The sequence below is a fragment of the Microbacterium sp. CH1 genome, assembly GCF_001595495.1.
In the GTDB taxonomy this organism is placed as follows: domain Bacteria; phylum Actinomycetota; class Actinomycetes; order Actinomycetales; family Microbacteriaceae; genus Microbacterium.
The window spans coordinates 153,651-172,624 of sequence record NZ_LOSO01000024.1 but is presented as its reverse complement, the minus strand read 5'-3'; the positions used below and the strand labels follow the sequence as shown (position 1 = coordinate 172,624).

Genomic DNA, 18,974 nt, shown 5'->3' with positions numbered 1-18,974 from the left:
GGTAGGCTGGCTCCGTGATTGTGGAGCACCTCAGCCTGGTCGATTTCCGCAATTACGCGACCGCGGAACTCGCGCTGCACCGAGGGCCGAACGTCCTGGTCGGGCGGAACGGCCAGGGCAAGACGAACCTCGCCGAGGCCGTGGTCTTCCTCGCGACACTCGGGTCGCATCGGGTGTCGTCCGACGCTCCGATGGTGCGGGACGGCCAGGACTACGCGGTCATCCGTGCACGGCTCTCCCACGGTGAGCGGCGTGTGCTCGTCGAGGTGCAGCTCAATCGGCAGGGCTCGAACAAGGCGCGCATCAACGGCTCGCCGTCGAAGACCAACGAGCTCCCCCGCTACGCGCACGTCGTCCTCTTCGCGCCGGAAGACCTTCAGATCGTCCGTGGAGACCCGTCGGCTCGGCGCCGGTTCGCCGATCAGCTCCTCATCCAGCGCACCCCGCGCCTCGCCGCGGTCCTGGCCGACTACGATCGCGTGCTCAAGCAGCGCAACGCCCTTCTCAAGTCGGCGCGGGCGCGCGGCATCCGCGGTGAGGCCTTGAGCACCCTGGACGTCTGGGACGACAAGCTCGTCTCGCTGGGATCGGAGATCATCACGGCGCGGCAGCGGTTGGCCGCCGATCTGCAGCAGCCGGTGGCCGATGCCTATGCGGCCATCGCGGGCGCCGATCACCGACCGCAGCTGGACTGGGCCCTGTCCGTCGCCGGCAGCGATCCGGAGGACGACGACGATCGGGACGCCGCCGACGGCTCCACCCCCGTGGATGACGTGCGCGCAGACTCCCGTCGCATCGCCGAGATGTTCCGCGCCTCCCTCGCCGCGAAGCGATCGAACGAGCTCGACCGCGGTCTCACCCTCACCGGACCCCACCGGGACGATCTGGTGCTGCGGGTCCGCGACCTCCCCGTGAAGGGCTACGCCTCGCACGGCGAGTCCTGGTCGGTCGCGCTCGCTCTGCGGCTGGCATCCGCCGAGCTGCTGCGCAGCGAGTCTCCCGCCGGCGACCCGGTACTCATCCTCGACGACGTCTTCGCCGAGCTGGACGCTGATCGGCGCCAGCGTCTCGCCGCCCTCACGGCGGGCTATGAGCAGGTGGTGGTCACCGCGGCGGTGGAGGAGGATATCCCCGATGTGCTCCACGCCCACGTCGTGCGCATCGCAGCGGGCACCATCACCGACGAGCGCGACCGGTCGCAGGAAGAGGAGGGTGCGCAGGATGACTGACGTCGTCACGGACAGCGCAGCTCCGGCGGAGGCGCCGGAGACCGTCGCCACCTATCTGCGGCTGCGCGGGCTCAAGCCCAGCGCCAAGAACTGGAAGCGCAAGCGACGGATCTCCGTCGACGACGACAACGCGCCGTTCACTCCCGGACGCGATCCGGGAACCCTCGGTGCGGTCCTCGACACCCTCACCCGCGAATCCGGCTGGGAGACGACGCTCGCGCGGGAGGACCTCGTCCGGCAGTGGGCCGACCTCGCCGGAGCGGACACCGCGAAGCACTCGGAGCCGGTGTCGCTCGAGCGCGGACTGCTCACCGTGAAGTGCGATTCGACGGCGTGGGCGAAGAACCTGCAGTTCATGCGTGCGACCATCCTCACCGAGATCGGACGACGGTATCCGGAGGCGGGGGTGGAGAACCTCCGCTTCATCGGACCGGACGTCCCCTCGTGGAAATGGGGTCCCAGAGCCGTTCCAGGGCGGGGCCCGCGCGATACCTACGGGTAGGGCACCATGCAAGGGGTCCGAAACGCTCAGAGGGCCACACGCGGCCGTTGAGCGGCATTTCGACTCGAAACCCGGCTAGAATGGGAGTTCGAGATATCGATCTGGAGAATGCCCTCTGATGACGCCTGAATCCCCTGCTGACGAGACGGAACCGAACAACGACGCTTCGTCGGGCTCACAGGCCGGAGAATCGGCGGCACCCGCACCGAAGAAGCAGCAGCCCGGTGAGTACGGCGCCGACTCGATCCAGATCCTCGAAGGACTCGAGGCCGTGCGCAAGCGCCCCGGCATGTACATCGGCTCGACCGGACCCCGCGGACTGCACCACCTCGTCTACGAGATCGTCGACAACTCCGTCGATGAGGCGCTGGCCGGCTACGCCGACACGATCCTCGTCACCCTTCTCGCCGACGGCGGCGTGCGCGTGGTCGACAACGGGCGCGGCATCCCCGTCGACCCGCACTCCTCCGACCCGTCGAAGTCCACGGTCGAGGTCGTGCTCACGATCCTGCACGCGGGCGGCAAGTTCGGCGGCGGCGCCTACGCCGTCTCCGGCGGTCTGCACGGCGTCGGATCCTCGGTGGTGAACGCCCTGTCGACCCGCTTCGACGTGGAGGTCAAGCAGAAGGGCTTCGTCTGGCGGCACAGCTTCGCCGAGGGCGGCGTCCCGCAGCAGAAGCTCGAGAAGGGCGAGGCCACCGAGGAGACCGGGACGAGCATCACGTTCTGGCCGGACGCGGAGATCTTCCAGGAGACGGTCGAGTTCGACTACGACACGCTCCGCACCCGGTTCCAGCAGATGGCGTTCCTCAACAAGGGACTGCGCATCGAGCTGTCCGACGAGCGGCCGGAGTCGGCGTACGAGACGGAGGAAGACGGCCAGGCGGTCACGAAGCAGCCAAGCGACGTCTTCTTCTATGAGCGCGGTCTCGTCGACTACGTCGAGTACCTGAACAAGGTGCGTCACGCCGAGGTCGTTAACGAGGAGATCATCGCCTTCGAGTCGGAGGACACGGCGCGCAAGATCTCGCTCGAGGTCGCGATGCAGTGGACCACGTCCTACACGGAGAACGTGTTCACCTACGCGAACACGATCAACACGCACGAGGGCGGCACGCACGAGGAGGGCTTCCGGGCGGCGCTCACCACGCTGGTCAACCGCTACGCCCGTGCGAACAACCTCCTCAAGGAGAAGGACGACAACCTCTCCGGCGACGACGTGCGTGAGGGGCTGACCGCGGTCATCTCGATCAAACTCGGCGAGCCGCAGTTCGAGGGTCAGACCAAGACCAAGCTCGGCAACACCGAGGCGAAGGCCTTCGTGCAGAAGGTCGTCGGCGATCAGCTCGGCGACTGGTTCGACCGCAACCCGACCCAGGCGAAGAACGTGATCCGCAAGGCGATCGACGCGGCGACGGCACGCCTCGCCGCCCGCAAGGCGCGCGAGACGGCTCGACGTAAGAGCGTCTTCGAGTCGGCGGCGATGCCCGACAAGCTCAAGGACTGCACGAGCAAGGACCCGTCGATCAGCGAGATCTTCCTCGTGGAGGGCGACTCGGCCGGTGGTTCGGCGGTGCAGGGTCGCGACCCGCACACGCAGGCGATCCTCGCGCTGCGCGGCAAGATCCTCAACGTCGAGCGTGCGCGTCTCGACAAGGCGCTCGGCAACAAGGAAGTCCAGGCGATGATCCAGGCCTTCGGCACGGGCATCGGCGAGGAGTTCGACATCGAGAAGGCGCGCTATCACAAGATCGTGCTGATGGCCGATGCCGACGTCGACGGCCAGCACATCACGACCCTGCTGCTCACGCTGCTGTTCCGCTACATGCGCGGACTCATCGAGGCCGGCTTCGTGTACCTCGCGATGCCGCCGCTCTACCGCCTCAAGTGGTCGAACGCGGCGCACGAGTACGTGTTCAGCGACGCCGAGCGCGACGCGCTGCTGGCCTACGGGCTGGAGAACGGCAAGCGCATCCCGAAGGACGCCGGCATCCAGCGCTACAAGGGTCTCGGCGAGATGAACGCGAAGGAGCTGTGGGAGACCACGATGGACCACACCACCCGGACACTCCGCCAGGTGACCATCGAGGACGCCGCCGCCGCGGACGAGATCTTCAGCGTGCTGATGGGCGAGGACGTGGAGTCGCGTCGGAGCTTCATCCAGCGCAACGCCAAGGACGTCCGGTTCCTCGACATCTGATCACCGCGGGGTCCCTGAGCGTGTGCCAGGGGTTCCGACGCCTCGATAAGCTCAGCCCACCAGGAAAGACACATGACTGACGAAGAACGCCCCGACATCACCGCGGGCCACGAGCACGGCAAGATCGACCAGGTCGATCTGCAGTCGGAGATGCAGCGCAGCTATCTCGACTACGCCATGGCGGTCATCGTCGGCCGTGCGCTCCCCGATGTGCGCGACGGTCTCAAGCCGGTGCACCGGCGCGTGATCTACGGCATGTACGACGGCGGATTCCGCCCCGACAAGTCGTTCTCCAAGTGCGCCCGCGTCGTCGGCGAGGTCATGGGTCAGTACCACCCGCACGGCGACTCGGCGATCTACGACGCGCTCGTCCGTCTCGTGCAGCCGTGGTCGCTCCGGTACCCGCTCGCTCTCGGCCAGGGCAACTTCGGCTCGCCCGGCAACATGGGCGCGGCGGCACCGCGGTACACCGAGACGAAGATGGCCCCGCTCGCGCTCGAGATGGTGCGCGACATCGAAGAGGACACCGTCGACTTCGCCGACAACTACGACGGCCAGACCCAGGAGCCGACGGTTCTGCCGTCCCGGTTCCCGAACCTCCTCGTCAACGGCTCGGTCGGCATCGCGGTCGGCATGGCGACCAACATCCCGCCACACAACCTCCGCGAGGTGTCCGATGCCGCGCTCTGGGCGCTGGACAACCCGGACCTCCCCCGGGAGCAACTGCTCGACGGGCTGATCCAGCGCATCCCCGGACCGGACTTCCCGACCGGCGCGCAGATCCTCGGCACGAAGGGTATCCACGAGGCGTACCGCACCGGCCGCGGCTCGATCACGATGCGCGCGGTCGTCAACGTCGAGGAGATCCAGGGGCGGACGTGCCTGGTCATCACCGAGCTGCCGTACCAGGTGAACCCCGACAACGTGGCCGTCAAGATCGGCGACCTCGCGCGCGACGGCAAGATCACCGGCATCGCCGACATCCGCGACGAGTCCTCGGACCGCACAGGTCAGCGCCTCGTCGTCGTGCTCAAGCGCGATGCCGTGGCGAAGGTGGTGCTGAACAACCTCTACAAGCACACGCAGCTGCAGGAGAACTTCGGCGCGAACATGCTCGCGATCGTCGACGGCGTGCCCCGGACGCTCGCGATCGACGGCTTCATCTCGAACTGGATCGCCCACCAGATCGACGTCATCGTGCGACGGACACAGTTCCGGCTGAACGAGGCCGAGAAGCGCATGCACATCCTGCGCGGCTATCTGAAGGCGCTCGACGCGCTCGACGAGGTGATCGCGCTCATCCGCCGTTCCCAGACGACGCAGGATGCGAACGAGGGTCTGCAGAAGCTCCTCGACATCGACGAGATCCAGGCCGATGCCATCTTGCAGATGCAGCTCCGTCGCCTCGCCGCGCTGGAGCGTCAGAAGATCATCGACCAGGCCAACGAGCTCGAGGCGCTCATCGCGGACTACAAGGCGATCCTCGCCGATGAGGGCCGGCAGCGGACGATCATCCGCGAGGAGCTCACCGCGATCGTCGACCGGTTCGGCGACGAGCGGCGCACGCACATCCTGCACGGCTTCGACGGCGACGTGTCGATGGAAGACCTCATCGCGGAAGAGGAGATGGTCGTCACCGTCACGCGCGAGGGCTACATCAAGCGCACGCGCAGCGACAACTACCGCTCCCAGCACCGCGGCGGCAAGGGCGTCAAGGGCGCCCAGCTGCGCGCCGACGACATCGTCGAGCACTTCTTCGTCACGACGACCCATCACTGGCTGCTGTTCTTCACCGACAAGGGCCGGGTCTACCGCGCGAAGACATACGAGGTGCCGGAGGCCGGGCGTGACGCGAAGGGCACGCACGTCGCGAACCTCCTCGCGCTGCAGCCGGACGAGAGCATCGCACAGGTCCTCGACATCCGCGACTACGCCGTGGCCGACTATCTCGTCCTCGCCACGCGCGACGGCCTCGTCAAGAAGACCCGTCTCGACAACTACGACACCAACCGCCAGGGCGGCGTGATCGCGATCCGGCTGAACGACGAGGACGAGCTGGTCAGCGCCCTCCTCGTCAACGCCGAGGACGACATCCTCCTCATCAGCCGCAAGGGGATGTCGGTGCGTTTCCAGGCGACTGACGAAGCCCTGCGCCCGATGGGTCGCGCCACCGCCGGCGTGAAGGGCATGAAGTTCCGTGAGGGCGACAGCCTGCTGTCCGCTTCGGTCGCCGCACCCGGGAAGTACGTGTTCGTCGTCACCGACGGCGGCTATGCCAAGCGCACCGCCGTCGAGGAATACCGGGTCCAGGGGCGCGGCGGATACGGCATCAAGGTCGCCAAGTTGAACGACGATCGGGGCACCCTCGCGGGTGGTCTGATCGTGTCCGAGGACGACGAGGTCTTGGTGGTTCTGTCCAGCGGCAAGGTGGTACGCTCTGCCGTGGCCGAGGTCCCCGCCAAGGGTCGCGACACCATGGGAGTGGTGTTCGCCCGCACGACGGAGGCCGACCGCATCCTCGCCATCGCCCGGAACGGCGAGCGTGGTCTCACCGAAGAGGAGACCGAGCCGGATGCCGATGCCGAGGCCCCCCAGACGACTGAGACACCCGAGGATACAGACGCATGAGCACAGTGGCCGACAAGCTGGCGAAGAAGTCGACACGGAAGACCGGCGGTAAGCAGGTCCGTCTGCGCCTCGTCTACGTCGACTTCTGGTCCGCCGTGAAGCTCTCCTTCTTGGGAGCGGTCGCACTGGCCGTGGTCACGATGGTGTCGTTCTTCCTGATCTTCCTCGTGCTCCAGGCCACCGGCATCATGTCCACGGCCGACGAGTTCGTGCGCAGCTTCACCGACGGCGCCATCCCGCTGTCGGAGCTCGTGGGTCTGCCGCAGGTCATGGCGTTCGCCGCCGTCGTCGCGATCCTCAACCTCATCGTGTTCACGGTGCTCGGTGCGGTCGTCGCGGGCATCTACAACCTGGCGGTGAAGGTCACCGGAGGGCTGCTCGTCGGCTTCATGTCGAACTGAGCCTCCGAGACCCCGTCTTTCCGCCGAAACCCCGGCCTGCGCACCGATGCAGGCCGGGGTTTCGGCGATAGGGCGGGGTTTCGGCGGGGTAGGGAAAACCCGAACGGGAGTGTCCGGCTGACTCGGTGGGCGCGGTCGCGCGGCGGCCCTACCGTGGAAGCATGACCACACAGACTGCGACCCCCGGGGCCGCTGCGACCGGGAAGCCGCCGCTGCGCATCCCGCTCACGATCCTGCATCTCGCCGGCGTCGGGGTGATCGGGGGCGGCATCTTCGGGATGCTCGGCGGCCTCCTCGGCACCGGGCTCGGCCTCCTCTTCGTCTTCGGCGTCGGCATCGTGGTGCTCGTGGGCCTCGTGTATGCGCTCTTCGGCGTGGGCTGGTTCGAGATCGCCCGCGTCGCCGGCCTGTACCGCGTGCCGAACACCCCGCTCCGGCTCCAGCCGCGGGACCGTCCCGGCTTCGGCGGCTGGCTCCGCTCGCTCGGGCGGCAGGCGATCGACGGACGGATGTGGCGCGCGGTCGCGAACTTCGCGATCACCGCCGTCCTCGGCTTCGTGGTCCTGCGGCTCTTCTGGGCATTCCTCTGGTCGATCATCATCGCCTTCGCCCCGCTGACGTCGGCCGAGACGATCATCGGCCCCTTCGGCGGCGGGCAGATCCCGGTGTCCTGGGCGCCCCTGATCGGCATCCTCGGTGCGCTCGCCTCGGCCGCCGGCATCATCGGCCTCGCCCTCCTGGCTCGCACGCTGGCGCTGGCGATCGTCGCCCGAGCCCGGGAGGTCGAGCTCACCGAGCGTGTGCGGGCATCCACCGCCCAGCGGGAGGGAGCGGTCCGCGCCGCCGACCTGGAACGGACGCGGATCGAACGCGACCTCCACGACGGCGTCCAGCCGCGGCTCGTGTCCGTCGGGATGACCCTCGGGCTCGCGCAGCAGAAGATCGACACCGATCCCGACGCCGCGAAGGAGCTCATCTCCGAGGCGCACACGTCGACCAAGGCCGCGATCACCGAGCTGCGGCAGCTCGCGCGAGGCATCCACGCGTCGGTGCTCGACGACCGCGGCCTGGACGCCGCACTGTCGGCACTCGCCAGCCGCTCCCCCATCCCCGTGCAGTTGGACGTGCGGATGGACCCTTCGACAAGCTCAGGGACCCAGGGTTACGGCTCAGGGACCCAGGGTTACGGCTCAGGGACCCAGGGTGGCGGCTCAGTGATCCACGGGGGCGGCTCAGGGACCCAGGGTGGCGGCGCCGGGGGAAGCCGGCCGGGGCGCGATGCGGAGGCGGCGGTGTACTTCTCCATCGCCGAATCGCTGACCAATGCGGCGAAGCACTCCCGGGCCAGCGAGGCGCGGGTGACGGTCCGGCTCCGCGAGGGGAACACCCTCTGGGCGCGGGTCGAGGACAACGGCATGGGCGGGGCCCAGGTCATCCCGGGCGGAGGCCTCGACGGCATCGCGAACCGGATCCTCGCCGCGGGCGGAACGTTCCGACTCGACAGCCCGCAGGGCGGTCCGACCAGCCTGGAGGTGAACGTGCCATGCGCATCCTGATCTGCGAGGACTCCGTCCTCCTGCGCGAGGGGCTCGTGCGTCTGCTCGAAGACGCCGGCCACGAGGTGGTCGCCGCCCTCACCGACACCACCGACCTCCGTGCCACTGTGGCATCCACGTCCCCGGACCTCTGCATCCTCGATGTGCGGCTGCCGCCCACCTTCACGGACGAGGGCATCCGCGCGGCGCTGGACCTCCGTGCCGTGCACCCGGCGCTCGCCATCCTCGTGCTGTCGCAGTACGTGGAGGAGCGCTACGCGTCCGACCTCATCGCCGCGCAGGGCGGTCCGCTCGGCTACCTCCTGAAGGACCGGGTGGCGGATGTCGCCGAGTTCATCGCTTCGGTGCAGCGGATCGCCGACGGGGCCACCGTGCTCGACCCGGAAGTGGTGGCTCAGCTCCTGACGCGGCGGAACCGCGACGACCGCATGATGCGGCTCACCGAGCGGGAGCGCACCGTGCTGGCCCTGCTCGCCGAGGGCAAGTCGAACCAGGCGATCGCCGGCCTCCTCTTCCTCTCGGCGGCGAGCGTCGAGAAGCACATCACCTCCATCTTCCAGAAGCTGGGCTTCGAACAGGACGAGTCGGGCAACCGCCGCGTGCTCGCCGCCCTCGCCCACCTCGAGAACACGGGCGGCCCCACGCCGTCGAACGGCCAGACAGGAGTCTCACGATGACCACCGAGAACACCGGAGCACAGGGGGGACACTCCCCGATCACTCCTCCCCCGCCGCCGTCCGCGGCGTCCCCCACGCCGGCGCCCGGCGCGCCCGGACCCCGGCGCTCGTCCGGAGCGACCGCCGTCATGATCGTCACCGCCGTGGTCGGTGGGATCGCCCTGCTCGGTGCCGGAGGCACGGCGGCCGTCGCGGCGACCGGCACCCTCCTCTCCTCCAGCCGGCCGGATTCGGTGCAGACAGTGGACGTCGACGGCGTCACCGCGATCGATCTCGACGCCGACGCGAGCATGGTCCGAATCGACTTCGGCGATGTGGACGCGGCGGAGCTCTCCGTGACCAACGGCCGCGGTGCGTGGACGTTCGAGCGCGAGGCGGACGAGCTCGTCGTCCGGAGTCCTCGACCGGCCTTCGGCTGGTGGTTCGGCAACTGGTTCGGCGACGACGAGCGCGCGGTCCTCACGCTGCCGGAGGAGCTCAGCGGCTCCAGCCTCGACGCGAGTCTCACTCTCGATGCCGGCGCTCTCGACGTCTCCGGTGAGTTCGGCACCTTGGAAGTCCAGATGAACGCCGGATCCTTGGACGTCTCCGGTGCGGCCGCGGCCTTCGATGTGCAGATGAACGCGGGACGCGCGGACGTCCTCCTGGAGGGCGTCGACCAGGCGGATCTCGGTATCGCTGCGGGCGATCTGACCGTGGAGCTGACCGGCGACGCGCCGGCGACGACCACGATCGACGTGAGCGCCGGATCGCTGAATCTGACCCTTCCCGACGTGGAGTATCGGATCAGTCAGGACGTCAACGCGGGCTCGTTCGATGCCAGGGTCGACGAGTCCCCGAGCGCTCGACGCACGATCGACGTGTCCGTGTCGGCCGGCAGCGTGGACGTCAGCCCGGGACGGTGACCGGCCGAGGGCGGGGATCCCGGAGGGGGTCCTCGCCCTCGATTCGGATTTTCGGCGAAACTCCGGTAAAGTTCTGGAGGTTGACGGGGCTATAGCTCAGGCGGTTAGAGCGCTTCACTGATAATGAAGAGGTCCCAGGTTCAAGTCCTGGTAGCCCCACCCTTTCAATTCAAGAATTCCCTCACGGGGCCTTAGCTCAGTTGGTAGAGCGCCTGCTTTGCAAGCAGGATGTCAGGAGTTCGAATCTCCTAGGCTCCACCATCCTCCCCCTCACCGGTCGGTCACCGTGAGTTCGTGCGGCGCCGTGTTCAGGCGCTCGGCCCCGTCCGCGGTCACGACCACGATGTCCTCGATGCGGGCACCCCATTCGCCGGCGAAGTAGATGCCGGGCTCGATGCTGAAGGCCATGCCCTCTCGCAGCACGAGGTCGTTGCCGGGGGCGATGTAGGGCTCCTCATGCACCGAGACGCCGATCCCGTGACCCGTGCGGTGCAGGAACGCCTCGCCGAGCCCCGCCTCCGTGAGAACCGAGCGGGCGGCCGCGTCGACCTCCGCCGCCGTGACCCCGGGGCGCACCGCATCCACGGCGGCCTGCTGCGCCCGGACGAGGGTGGCGATGCGATCGGCTGCCACCGGATCGGGCGTTCCGACGACGTAGGTCCTCGTGCTGTCGGAGTTGTAGCCGCTCGGAACGGCACCGCCGATGTCGACGACCACCACGTCGTGCTGCTCGATGACCCGGTCGGAGACCTCGTGGTGCGGGTCGGCGCCGTTGGGCCCGGAGCCGACGATGACGAACTCGACCGTCCGATGCCCCTCCTCCACGATCGCCGCGGCGATGTCGGCGGCGACCTCCCGCTCGGTGCGGCCGGCGCGCAGCCATCCGGGCACGCGGCGGTGCACGGCATCGATCGCCGCGCCGGCTCGGCGCAGCTCGGCGATCTCCTCGTCGTCCTTGGTCATCCGGCCCTCGCGGAGGACGGGGGTCGCGAGCTCGAGCCGGGCCTGCAGCCGTTCCCCGATCGGGACGACGTGCAGCGCGGGAAGCGCATCCGACACCCCGACGCGGGAGACGGGACCGGTCGCCGCGGCGACGAGGGCGTACGGATCGTCGCCGTCGACCCAATCGGCGACCGCCAGCCCGAGCTCTCCGACGGCCGTGCTGCGCACCTTGGCGAGCTCCATCCGCGGGACGATGACCGTCGCCGCGCCGCGCGGCGGCAGGACGAGGGCGGTCAGCCGCTCGATGGTGTCACCCTCGACACCGAGGAGGTACTGCAGGTCGGGGCCGGGGCCGACGATGATCGCGTCGAGGCCAGCCTCCTGGGCGCGTTCCTGCGCGCGTGCCAGACGGCGGGCGTAGACGGCGGCGGAGAAGGGAAGGGTGCTCACAGGCACCACGCTAACGCGAGCGGCCCCGCTGCGTCAGACCCACTTCGGGATCAGCTGATCGCCTGGCGGATGCGTCCGGCGAGGAACTCGAGGTCCTTCTCCGTGAGCGCGGTCACCGCGTACGCGGTCGGCCAGACGGTGCCGTCATCGAGGTGGGAGATCGGCTCGAACCCGAAGGTGCCGTAGCGGACCTTGAACTTGCTGGCCGGCTGGAAGAAGCACATCACCTTCCCGTCGCGGCCCCACGCCGGCATGCCGTAGTACGTCCGCGGCACGAGTTCGGGCGCCACCTCGGAGACCAGCACGTGCAGCTTCTCGGCGAGCAGCCTGTCCTCGTCGGTGAGCTTCGCGACGGCCTCCTTGAGATCGGCCTCGCCGGCGGCCCGCAGCTCCTCGGGCGACTTCTTGGCCCGCGAGCGTCGGGTGCGGGCCTCCTTGGCGGCGGCCTGCATGGCCTCGCGCTCCTCGGCGGTGAAGTTCTTCTCGGTGTCAGCCATGATGTTCCTCTCGTGGGCCGGATGATGCTCCCAGCGTAGGGACGGCGCGTGATGCCGGGCTTCTCGATTCGTGATCGATCACCCCGATCGTCACGCGGCGGGGACGGTCCGAGACCCGGATAGGGTGTGACGCATGGACCTGCGCGTCGCCGCATACGGGGTCGTCACCGATGAGGGTGGACGCCTCCTGCTGGCGCGGTGGACCGAGGGCCGACGTGTGGCGTGGACGCTCCCGGGCGGCGGCCTGGAACCGGGCGAGGCGCCCGAGGACGCGGTGCGGCGGGAGCTCCGCGAGGAGACCGGGTACACGGTCCGGGTCGGACAGCTCCTCGGCATCCACTCCCGTGTCATCCCGGCAGGGCGGCGCGTGCAGAAGTCGTCAGACCCCCTGCATACCTTGCGCATCGTCTATCGGGCCGAGGTCACCGGCGGGAAGCTGCGGTGGGAGACGGACGGCTCCACCGATCGCGCCGAGTGGTTCGCGCTCTCCGCGGTCGCCGGACTGCAGCGTGTACGGCTGGTGGACATCGCGTTGCGGATGGCCGGCCTGGTCTGAGGATCGGGCGGACGTCAGCGCTCGTCGGGCACCGAGATGTCGGCGACGGTCGCGCCGTACGCCGCGATGAGGTCGTCGGCGTCGACGAACAGGCTGTAACCGTGCGCACCGGCGCCCATCGCGACCCGCTCGCCCACGATGGACTCATCGGCGTAGACCGGCCAGTCGGTGGTGCTGCCGATCGGGACGATGGTTCCGCGTTCATAACCGGTCGCCGCGAGAGCGAGCTCGGGTTCCGGCAGGCGGAGCTTGTTCACTCCGACGACGGCGCGCAGCTTCGGCCACGAGATGGACCGCCCACCGGGGATGAGCGCGAAAAGATAGGTGTCGTCCGAGCGCTTCACCACGAGGGTCTTCACGATCCCGGACGGCGGGATGCCGAGGATCTCGGCGGCCTCGACGAGGCTCCGCGCCTGCGGCCGCTCGCGGATCTCGATGTCGAGTCCGCGGGCGGCCGCAGCATCCCTCACCCGCGCGTGCGGGTCGGGAGTGGTCACGCGTCGGGAGCCGACAGCGGGTCGTCGGCGACCCAGAGCTCGTCGTCGGCCCGCAGCGCCTGCCAAGCGGCGTAGAGCACCCCGACGGCGGCGGCGGCGCCCAGGACGATGGCGATGACGGATCCGAGGCCCGGACCCTTCTTCTGCGAGACCGCCTTGCGGGCCTTGTACTCGACGCCGTGGCGCTTCGCGTTCGCGACGTCCCAGGCGGTCAGCGCCGTACCCACGACCCCGCCCACGATGGGGACGACCTTGTCGTCCACGACATGCTTCCCGGCCTTCACCGAACGGTCGACGACCGGGGCGACGCGGCGGTTGTAGGTGTCCTGGACCACGGGGACGATCTGCTCGCGATTGAAGTTGCCGAGCTGGCGACCTGCCTCACGAGCGACGTCGGCAGCGTGGCCGACGAGCACCTGCTGGTCTTCCCACAGCTGGTTCGCGTCCTTCTGAAGACGACGAAGCTGCTTCTTCCGCTTGCGGCTGAGGCTCACGATGCTCTCCTGTCCATTGGAGTACGGGTTCCCCATCTTGCCACGAGAGGCTGGATGCGGCGAGGGAATCGCCCGCCCCTTGCATCATCCGCCCCCGCGTTGTACACGCCCGGCCCGCTCATCGGAAGCTCTGCGAGAATGAACGCATGGTTCACGCTTCCCACGTCGCAACTCTGCACACCAACCACGGTGACATCGTCATCAACCTCTTCGGCGACCACGCCCCGAAGACGGTCAAGAACTTCGTCGGTCTCGCCGACGGCTCCCAGGAGTGGACGCACCCCGCCACCGGCAAGCCGGGCGAGGGTCCCCTCTACAAGGACGTCATCTTCCACCGCATCATCCCGAACTTCATGATCCAGGGCGGCGACCCGCTCGGCCAGGGCGTCGGCGGTCCGGGGTACAACTTCGACGACGAGATCAACAACGAGCTCAACTTCAACGAGCCCTACATCCTCGCGATGGCCAACGCGGGCCTCCGCCGCAACGCCATCACCGGCAAGGTCGAGGGCACGAACGGCTCGCAGTTCTTCATCACCACCGACCCGACCCCGTGGCTGCAGGGCAAGCACACGATCTTCGGCGAGGTCGCCGACGACGCATCGCGCAAGGTCGTCGACGCGATCTCCGCGGTTCCGACGGCGGCGGGCGACCGCCCGATCGAGCCCGTGGTGCTGCAGTCGATCGACATCGTCGCCGCCTGACGACAGCGACGGCCGATCCGGATGACGACGCCCGAGTTCACGAACAATCGTGAGAACTTCTGCTACCGGCATCCGGATCGGCAGTCCTTCGTGCTCTGCCAGCGGTGCCTCCGCACCATCTGCCCCGAGTGCCAGACGCCCGCCCCGGTCGGCGTCATCTGCCCGGAGTGCATGAACGCGGAGCGCAAGAACCGCACCCCCGCTCAGAAGAGGGCTGCGCGACGCTGGCGCGGCGGCGGCGCCACGACCATGGGGGCCGTGCGCAGCGGCAAGCCGGTCGTCACGTACGTCCTGCTGGCGGTGACGTCGTTCATCGGCCTCGTGCAGCTCATCCCCGGGCTCAACGCCCCGATCATCCAGGCTCTCGGCTTCTACGCGCCGTTCCTCTACCCGAACCTCTCCCTCCTGCCGTTCGAGCCGTGGCGACTGCTGACCGTGCTGTTCGTGCATGGGGGTTTCGTGCATCTCGCCCTGAACATGCTCGCCCTGTGGATGCTCGGGCAGAACCTCGAACCGATGCTCGGTCGTGTCCGCTATCTCGCGCTGTACCTCATCAGCGGTCTCGGCGGATCCGTCGCGGTGGCCGTCCTCGCGCCGGAGACGTGGACGGTCGGCGCCTCCGGGGCGATCTTCGGGCTCCTGGCGTCGCTCCTGATCATCGGGCGCCACATCGGGGCCAACGTCACGGGCATCCTCGTGATCCTCGGCATCAACTTCGCCTTCGGGTTCTTCGCCGGTGGCATCTCCTGGCAGGCGCACCTCGGCGGCGCGATCACGGGCGCGCTCGTGGCCCTCATCTACGTCCGCACGAAGCGCCGCGACCAGCGGACCTGGCAGATCGTGTCGCTCGCCGCCCTGGTGGTGCTGTTGATCGTCGTGGTCGCCGTGGTGCCGCCCCTCATCCTTTTGGCCTGATCCCGAGTTGTTAACAGGGTTGTTAACCCCTGTGAATAACATCGGTGTAATTCTCCCCAGTGTGGGGATAACCTGTGGATAACGTCGGACTCTCGGACAGACGAAAGAACCCCTCGCCGCGGTGGCGAGGGGTTCTTGTCGTTGCCGGCGGTCAGCGCCAGCGTGTGGTCATGAGGAATCCGATGAGGGCGATGCCCAGACCGATGGCCAGATTCCAGTTGTCGAGGCCGGGGATGGGGAACTGCATGCCCGAGATGTAGAAGACGAGGATCCAGGCGAGGCCGAGGAGCATGAAGCCGATCATCACCGGCTTGAACCAGACGGCGTTGGGAGCGGCGTCGCCCTCGGCGCGCTCGACGGCGGGTTCTTCGGTCTTGCGGTCACGTGCCATGCCGTCATTGTACCCGGGAGACCTCGGCGCCGACGAGACGTGAGGACGCGGATCGGCGGCGCCCCGACTCCTGCTGCACAGGTCCGGCGGATATGATCACGCCCATGACTGCATCTGTCGTGCCTGGGGGGCGGCGCGGACGGCGGCAGCGACCCCGGTCGCGCGCCACGTTCGCGAGTGTGCTCGGCGAACTCCTCCTGACCGCCGGCGTCATCGTGCTCCTCTTCGTCGCCTGGCAGATGTGGATCGGCGACATCATCATCGCCGCCCAGAAGAACGAGGAGGGCGCCGCGATCTCGCAGCAGCTCGCCGCGGGCGAAGCCCCCGAGCCCCCGCCTCTCATCGAGACGGACGACGGCGAGACGGTCTATCAGGCGCCGGTCCCGGCGGCACCGGCCGACGGCGAGTGGTTCGGGCAGATGCACATCCCCCGGTTCGGGGCCGACTACAACTTCGGGATCTACGGGGGGACCAGCCGGGCGCGCACGCTCGATCAGAAGGGCATCGGGGTCTACACGCAGTCGAAGATGCCCGGAGAGGTCGGCAACTTCTCGCTCGCCGGCCACCGCACGACCTGGGGCAAGCCGTTCAACCAGCTCGACAAGCTGCACGTGGGCGACGCGATCGTGGTGGAGACTCCGGACGGGTGGTACACCTACCGGTTCCGCACCCTGGAGTACGTGAAGCCGACGCAGACCGACGTGCTCGCCGACGTGCCGCAGATGCCGGAGCAGCAGACGGGGGAGCAGTACATCACGTTGACGGCGTGCTCGCCGCTGTACTCGCTCGCCGAGCGCATCGTCGCGTACGGGGTCTTCGAGAGCTTCCAACCGCGAGCCGAGGGGCCCCCGCCGGCCCTGACCGATCCCCCGCCGCCGCCGGCCGCGCCGTCCGTGTGACCCCCAGGAGAGAGAAGACCCATGTACGCCGCACTCTGGCGCCTGCTGCCCGGCCCGTGGTGGCTGCGCGTCCTCATTCTGCTCGTGGTGATCGCCGCGGTGCTCTACGCCCTGTTCTGGTACGTGTTCCCCTGGGTCAGCCCCCTCATCTCCCCCGGCGAGGTCGACGTCGAATGACGCGCGTCCTGGTGGTCGACAACCACGACAGCTTCGTGCACACCCTCGTCGGCTATCTCCGGGAGCTCGGGGCGGGCACCACCCTCGTCGAGTCGGACGCGACGGACGCCGCGGCGGTCGAACGGATGCTGGACTCCCACGACGCCCTCCTCCTCTCTCCCGGCCCCGGGGCCCCTGCCGACGCCGGGGTCTCGGTCGAGGCTGCCCGGATCGCGATGCGCCGCGGCGTGCCCACGCTCGGCGTGTGTCTGGGACACCAGGTCATCGGAGCCGCGCTCGGGGCACCCGTCCGGTCGGCACCTGCGGTGATGCACGGCATGGTCTCGGCGGTCCGTCACGACGGCTCCGCGCTGTTCGCCGGCCTTCCGTCGCCGTTCGACGTCGGGCGCTATCACTCGCTCGCTCTCGCCGTCGGCGACCTCCCCGCCGACCTCATCGTGACCGCCACCGCGCCCGACGGCACCGTGATGGCCCTCGCGCACCGGACATTGCCGCTGCACGGGGTGCAGTTCCATCCGGAGAGCGTGCTCACCCGTGGTGGTTATCGGCTGCTTGCGAACTGGCTCGGGCTGTGCGGGGACGAGGAGGCCGTCTCCCGATCCGCTCGCCTCGATCCGCTGGCACGCTGAGCCGGCGGGTCTGGGTCAGGATCCGGTGCAGTAGCGGAGCTCGACCGACGACCCGACGGGAACGTCGCCGGGCGCGACGGACATCGAGTGCACGGTCGCCGGGTCCGTCGCCGGGCACTCTGGGGCGGCGGTCGGAACCGGTGTGAGCCCGAGATCCTCGAGCTCCTGCGTTGCCGAATCCAGGGACCAGCCGACGACGTTGTTCAGGGTGATCTTGCCGCTGGCGACCTCGAGGTTCACCACCGTGCCGGGAGCGACCTCGGCATCCGCGTCTTCACTGGCGGTCATGACGGTGTTCGCGGCGAGAGCCTTGTCGTTGCGCTGGGTCACGGTCCCCAGTTCGAGCCCGGCGTCCTTGAGCGCCTTCGTGGCGGCATCCAGGGACATGCCCTCCAGCTTCGGCACGACGACGGTCTCCTCGCCCGAAGACACGTAGAGCGTGACGGTCGAGCCCTGCTCCACGGACACGCCGCCCTCCGGATCGGTGCGGATGACGTTGCCCTCCGCGATCGAGGGACTCGACTCGATGATGATCTTGGAGGAGAGGTCGAGTTCGGCGAGGTCGTCCTGCGCACGTTCCGAGGCGACGTTCGTCAGATCCGGGACGACCCGCGAGGTGCTGGGCACGTCGGCGGGGCGCATGCTGATGGTCCACACCCAGAACAGCACAGAGGCCAGGAGGACCGCGAGCAGGGCGACGCCGGCCCAGATCCACGCGACGGGCGGCCCCGACTGCGTGCGGGCCATGGTGGTGTCGGTGCTGAGCTGCCGGAGAGATCGCGCCGTCTCCTGCGCCTGCCGCGGATTGGGCCCGTAGAGCTCGCTGGTCAGAGCGCCGATCTGCTTGCGTGTCGGTGCCGCGCCCGTCACTGCGGCGTCGAGGGCGGCGCGGAAGTGCGCGGCATCCGGATACCGCTGGTACGGGTCCTTCGCGAGGGCGCGGAGCACGATCGGATCGAGGGCGGCCGGAGCCTCCTCGTTGACCTCGGAGGGCGGCACCGGCGTCTCGCTGACATGCTGGTAGGCGACGGCCACCGGGGACTCTCCTCGGAACGGCTGGCGTCCGGTGAGCAGCTCGTACAGCACGACCCCGGTGGAGTAGAGGTCTGCACGCGCGTCGACGGGCTCGCCCTTGGCCTGCTCGGGGGAGAAGTAGGCGGCGGTGCCGATGATCTGCGTCGTCTCGGCGACCGTGGAGGAGGAGTCGGACACCGCGCGCGCGATGCCGAAGTCCATCACCTTCACCTGGCCCTTGTCGGTGACCATGACGTTGCCGGGCTTGATGTCGCGGTGCACGACGCCGGCGCGGTGCGAGTAGTCGAGCGCTTCGAGGATGCCGTCGACATAGCGCACAGCGTCCTGGACGGGCACCGGGCCGTCGGCGATGATCTTCTTCAGAAGCGTGCCCTTGACGAGCTCCATCACGATGTACGGCGGCTCGTCCGAGGAGCTGTCGACCGTCGAGGGGTCACCGGCGTCGTACACGCGGACGATCGACGGGTGCGACATGCGTGATGCCGCCTGCGCCTCGAGCCGGAAGCGGGTGCGGAAGCTCGTGTCCCGCGCGAGCTCGGGATCGAGGATCTTGATCGCGATCTCGCGGCCCAGCGTCAGGTCGTACCCGCGGTACACCTTCGCCATCCCGCCATGCCCGATGAGCTCGTCGACGCGGTACCGGCCCGCGATGACTCGTGGCTCTGTGGACACGGATGAACCCCCTGGAAA

The 18,974-nt window shown here is 68.7% G+C and carries 20 protein-coding genes and 2 tRNA genes; 16 read left to right on the top strand and 6 right to left on the bottom strand.

Annotated features, from left to right (window positions below; translation table 11 throughout):
* Nucleotides 1-14 precede the first annotated feature (14 nt).
* From recF to AUV07_RS16135, 10 genes are all read left to right on the top strand, one after another.
* Complete coding sequence (gene recF / locus AUV07_RS16180) at nt 15-1,229, top strand: DNA replication/repair protein RecF (RefSeq protein ID WP_062637716.1); 1,215 nt, start codon at nt 15-17, stop codon at nt 1,227-1,229.
* A complete protein-coding gene (locus AUV07_RS16175) occupies nt 1,222-1,731 on the top strand; it encodes a DUF721 domain-containing protein (protein ID WP_025102874.1) in 510 nt (169 codons plus the stop codon). Before recF ends, AUV07_RS16175 begins: the two co-directional genes overlap by 8 nt.
* Nucleotides 1,732-1,849: 118 nt before the next feature.
* Complete coding sequence (gene gyrB, locus AUV07_RS16170; protein WP_025102875.1) at nt 1,850-3,931, top strand: DNA topoisomerase (ATP-hydrolyzing) subunit B; 2,082 nt, start codon at nt 1,850-1,852, stop codon at nt 3,929-3,931.
* A gap of 72 nt (nt 3,932-4,003) precedes the next feature.
* Nucleotides 4,004-6,559: a DNA gyrase subunit A gene (gene gyrA / locus AUV07_RS16165; RefSeq protein WP_062637714.1), complete on the top strand. Its 2,556-nt coding sequence runs from the start codon at nt 4,004-4,006 to the stop codon at nt 6,557-6,559.
* On the top strand, nt 6,556-6,960 hold the full coding sequence (locus tag AUV07_RS16160) for a DUF3566 domain-containing protein (RefSeq protein ID WP_025102877.1): 405 nt from the start codon (nt 6,556-6,558) through the stop codon (nt 6,958-6,960). Before gyrA ends, AUV07_RS16160 begins: the two co-directional genes overlap by 4 nt.
* Nucleotides 6,961-7,121: 161 nt before the next feature.
* Nucleotides 7,122-8,516: a sensor histidine kinase gene (locus AUV07_RS16155; RefSeq protein WP_062637712.1), complete on the top strand. Its 1,395-nt coding sequence runs from the start codon at nt 7,122-7,124 to the stop codon at nt 8,514-8,516.
* The gene (locus AUV07_RS16150) at nt 8,504-9,193 is read left to right on the top strand and encodes a LuxR C-terminal-related transcriptional regulator (protein WP_062637710.1); all 690 of its coding nucleotides are present in this window, start codon (nt 8,504-8,506) and stop codon (nt 9,191-9,193) included. The genes AUV07_RS16155 and AUV07_RS16150 overlap by 13 nt, the downstream gene beginning before the upstream one ends.
* Nucleotides 9,190-10,098, top strand: a complete 909-nt coding sequence (locus AUV07_RS16145; RefSeq protein ID WP_157524123.1) for a DUF4097 family beta strand repeat-containing protein — start codon at nt 9,190-9,192, stop codon at nt 10,096-10,098. The genes AUV07_RS16150 and AUV07_RS16145 overlap by 4 nt, the downstream gene beginning before the upstream one ends.
* A gap of 85 nt (nt 10,099-10,183) precedes the next feature.
* Nucleotides 10,184-10,257 (top strand) — tRNA-Ile (locus tag AUV07_RS16140).
* Between the two features lie 26 nt (nt 10,258-10,283).
* Nucleotides 10,284-10,359 (top strand) — tRNA-Ala (locus AUV07_RS16135).
* Between the two features lie 9 nt (nt 10,360-10,368).
* On the opposite strand, the gene AUV07_RS16130 is transcribed toward AUV07_RS16135, so the two are convergent.
* On the bottom strand, nt 10,369-11,490 hold the full coding sequence (locus AUV07_RS16130) for a M24 family metallopeptidase (RefSeq protein ID WP_062637708.1): 1,122 nt from the start codon (nt 11,488-11,490) through the stop codon (nt 10,369-10,371).
* A 50-nt stretch (nt 11,491-11,540) separates the two neighbouring features.
* A complete protein-coding gene (locus AUV07_RS16125; protein ID WP_062637706.1) occupies nt 11,541-11,987 on the bottom strand; it encodes a hypothetical protein in 447 nt (148 codons plus the stop codon).
* A gap of 133 nt (nt 11,988-12,120) precedes the next feature.
* Here AUV07_RS16125 and AUV07_RS16120 point away from each other — a divergent pair, with 133 nt between their 5' ends.
* A complete protein-coding gene (locus AUV07_RS16120) occupies nt 12,121-12,543 on the top strand; it encodes an NUDIX hydrolase (RefSeq protein ID WP_062637704.1) in 423 nt (140 codons plus the stop codon).
* A 14-nt stretch (nt 12,544-12,557) separates the two neighbouring features.
* Here AUV07_RS16120 and AUV07_RS16115 read toward each other — a convergent pair whose 3' ends face one another.
* Nucleotides 12,558-13,040, bottom strand: a complete 483-nt coding sequence (locus tag AUV07_RS16115; RefSeq protein ID WP_231868296.1) for an aminoacyl-tRNA deacylase — start codon at nt 13,038-13,040, stop codon at nt 12,558-12,560.
* The gene (locus tag AUV07_RS16110) at nt 13,037-13,534 is read right to left on the bottom strand and encodes a hypothetical protein (protein WP_025102885.1); all 498 of its coding nucleotides are present in this window, start codon (nt 13,532-13,534) and stop codon (nt 13,037-13,039) included. The genes AUV07_RS16115 and AUV07_RS16110 overlap by 4 nt, the downstream gene beginning before the upstream one ends.
* Before the next feature lie 146 nt (nt 13,535-13,680).
* Here AUV07_RS16110 and AUV07_RS16105 point away from each other — a divergent pair, with 146 nt between their 5' ends.
* Both AUV07_RS16105 and AUV07_RS16100 read left to right on the top strand, forming a co-directional pair.
* On the top strand, nt 13,681-14,238 hold the full coding sequence (locus tag AUV07_RS16105; RefSeq protein ID WP_025102886.1) for a peptidylprolyl isomerase: 558 nt from the start codon (nt 13,681-13,683) through the stop codon (nt 14,236-14,238).
* A gap of 21 nt (nt 14,239-14,259) precedes the next feature.
* On the top strand, nt 14,260-15,153 hold the full coding sequence (locus tag AUV07_RS16100) for a rhomboid family intramembrane serine protease (protein WP_062637702.1): 894 nt from the start codon (nt 14,260-14,262) through the stop codon (nt 15,151-15,153).
* A 151-nt stretch (nt 15,154-15,304) separates the two neighbouring features.
* On the opposite strand, the gene AUV07_RS16095 is transcribed toward AUV07_RS16100, so the two are convergent.
* Nucleotides 15,305-15,544, bottom strand: coding sequence for a cell division protein CrgA (locus tag AUV07_RS16095; RefSeq protein ID WP_025102888.1), 240 nt, complete (start codon nt 15,542-15,544; stop codon nt 15,305-15,307).
* A 104-nt stretch (nt 15,545-15,648) separates the two neighbouring features.
* On the opposite strand from AUV07_RS16095, the gene AUV07_RS16090 reads away from it, so the two are divergent.
* The 3 genes from AUV07_RS16090 to AUV07_RS16085 are packed head-to-tail and all read left to right on the top strand — an operon-like array spanning nt 15,649 to nt 17,249.
* On the top strand, nt 15,649-16,443 hold the full coding sequence (locus AUV07_RS16090; RefSeq protein ID WP_062638016.1) for a class E sortase: 795 nt from the start codon (nt 15,649-15,651) through the stop codon (nt 16,441-16,443).
* A gap of 21 nt (nt 16,444-16,464) precedes the next feature.
* On the top strand, nt 16,465-16,620 hold the full coding sequence (locus tag AUV07_RS17875; RefSeq protein WP_036292274.1) for a membrane protein: 156 nt from the start codon (nt 16,465-16,467) through the stop codon (nt 16,618-16,620).
* On the top strand, nt 16,617-17,249 hold the full coding sequence (locus tag AUV07_RS16085; RefSeq protein ID WP_062637700.1) for an anthranilate synthase component II: 633 nt from the start codon (nt 16,617-16,619) through the stop codon (nt 17,247-17,249). Before AUV07_RS17875 ends, AUV07_RS16085 begins: the two co-directional genes overlap by 4 nt.
* Nucleotides 17,250-17,264: 15 nt before the next feature.
* Here the strand turns inward: AUV07_RS16085 and pknB are convergent, their stop codons facing one another.
* Nucleotides 17,265-18,956 carry a Stk1 family PASTA domain-containing Ser/Thr kinase gene (gene pknB, locus AUV07_RS16080; RefSeq protein WP_062637698.1) on the bottom strand — a complete coding sequence of 564 codons (1,692 nt, stop codon included), beginning with the start codon at nt 18,954-18,956 and terminating at the stop codon, nt 17,265-17,267.
* Nucleotides 18,957-18,974: the final 18 nt, after the last annotated feature.

Bases quoted from the DNA above. Each gene is read 5' to 3' on its own strand.
- AUV07_RS16175 (WP_025102874.1), top strand. From the start codon at position 1,222: ATGACTGACGTCGTCACGGACAGCGCAGCTCCGGCGGAGGCGCCGGAG.
- gyrB (WP_025102875.1), top strand. From the start codon at position 1,850: ATGACGCCTGAATCCCCTGCTGACGAGACGGAACCGAACAACGACGCT.
- gyrA (WP_062637714.1), top strand. From the start codon at position 4,004: ATGACTGACGAAGAACGCCCCGACATCACCGCGGGCCACGAGCACGGC.
- AUV07_RS16160 (WP_025102877.1), top strand. From the start codon at position 6,556: ATGAGCACAGTGGCCGACAAGCTGGCGAAGAAGTCGACACGGAAGACC.
- AUV07_RS16155 (WP_062637712.1), top strand. From the start codon at position 7,122: ATGACCACACAGACTGCGACCCCCGGGGCCGCTGCGACCGGGAAGCCG.
- AUV07_RS16150 (WP_062637710.1), top strand. From the start codon at position 8,504: ATGCGCATCCTGATCTGCGAGGACTCCGTCCTCCTGCGCGAGGGGCTC.
- AUV07_RS16145 (WP_157524123.1), top strand. From the start codon at position 9,190: ATGACCACCGAGAACACCGGAGCACAGGGGGGACACTCCCCGATCACT.
- AUV07_RS16125 (WP_062637706.1), bottom strand. From the start codon at position 11,987: ATGGCTGACACCGAGAAGAACTTCACCGCCGAGGAGCGCGAGGCCATG.
- AUV07_RS16120 (WP_062637704.1), top strand. From the start codon at position 12,121: ATGGACCTGCGCGTCGCCGCATACGGGGTCGTCACCGATGAGGGTGGA.
- AUV07_RS16105 (WP_025102886.1), top strand. From the start codon at position 13,681: ATGGTTCACGCTTCCCACGTCGCAACTCTGCACACCAACCACGGTGAC.
- AUV07_RS16100 (WP_062637702.1), top strand. From the start codon at position 14,260: ATGACGACGCCCGAGTTCACGAACAATCGTGAGAACTTCTGCTACCGG.
- AUV07_RS16095 (WP_025102888.1), bottom strand. From the start codon at position 15,544: ATGGCACGTGACCGCAAGACCGAAGAACCCGCCGTCGAGCGCGCCGAG.
- AUV07_RS16090 (WP_062638016.1), top strand. From the start codon at position 15,649: ATGACTGCATCTGTCGTGCCTGGGGGGCGGCGCGGACGGCGGCAGCGA.
- AUV07_RS17875 (WP_036292274.1), top strand. From the start codon at position 16,465: ATGTACGCCGCACTCTGGCGCCTGCTGCCCGGCCCGTGGTGGCTGCGC.
- AUV07_RS16085 (WP_062637700.1), top strand. From the start codon at position 16,617: ATGACGCGCGTCCTGGTGGTCGACAACCACGACAGCTTCGTGCACACC.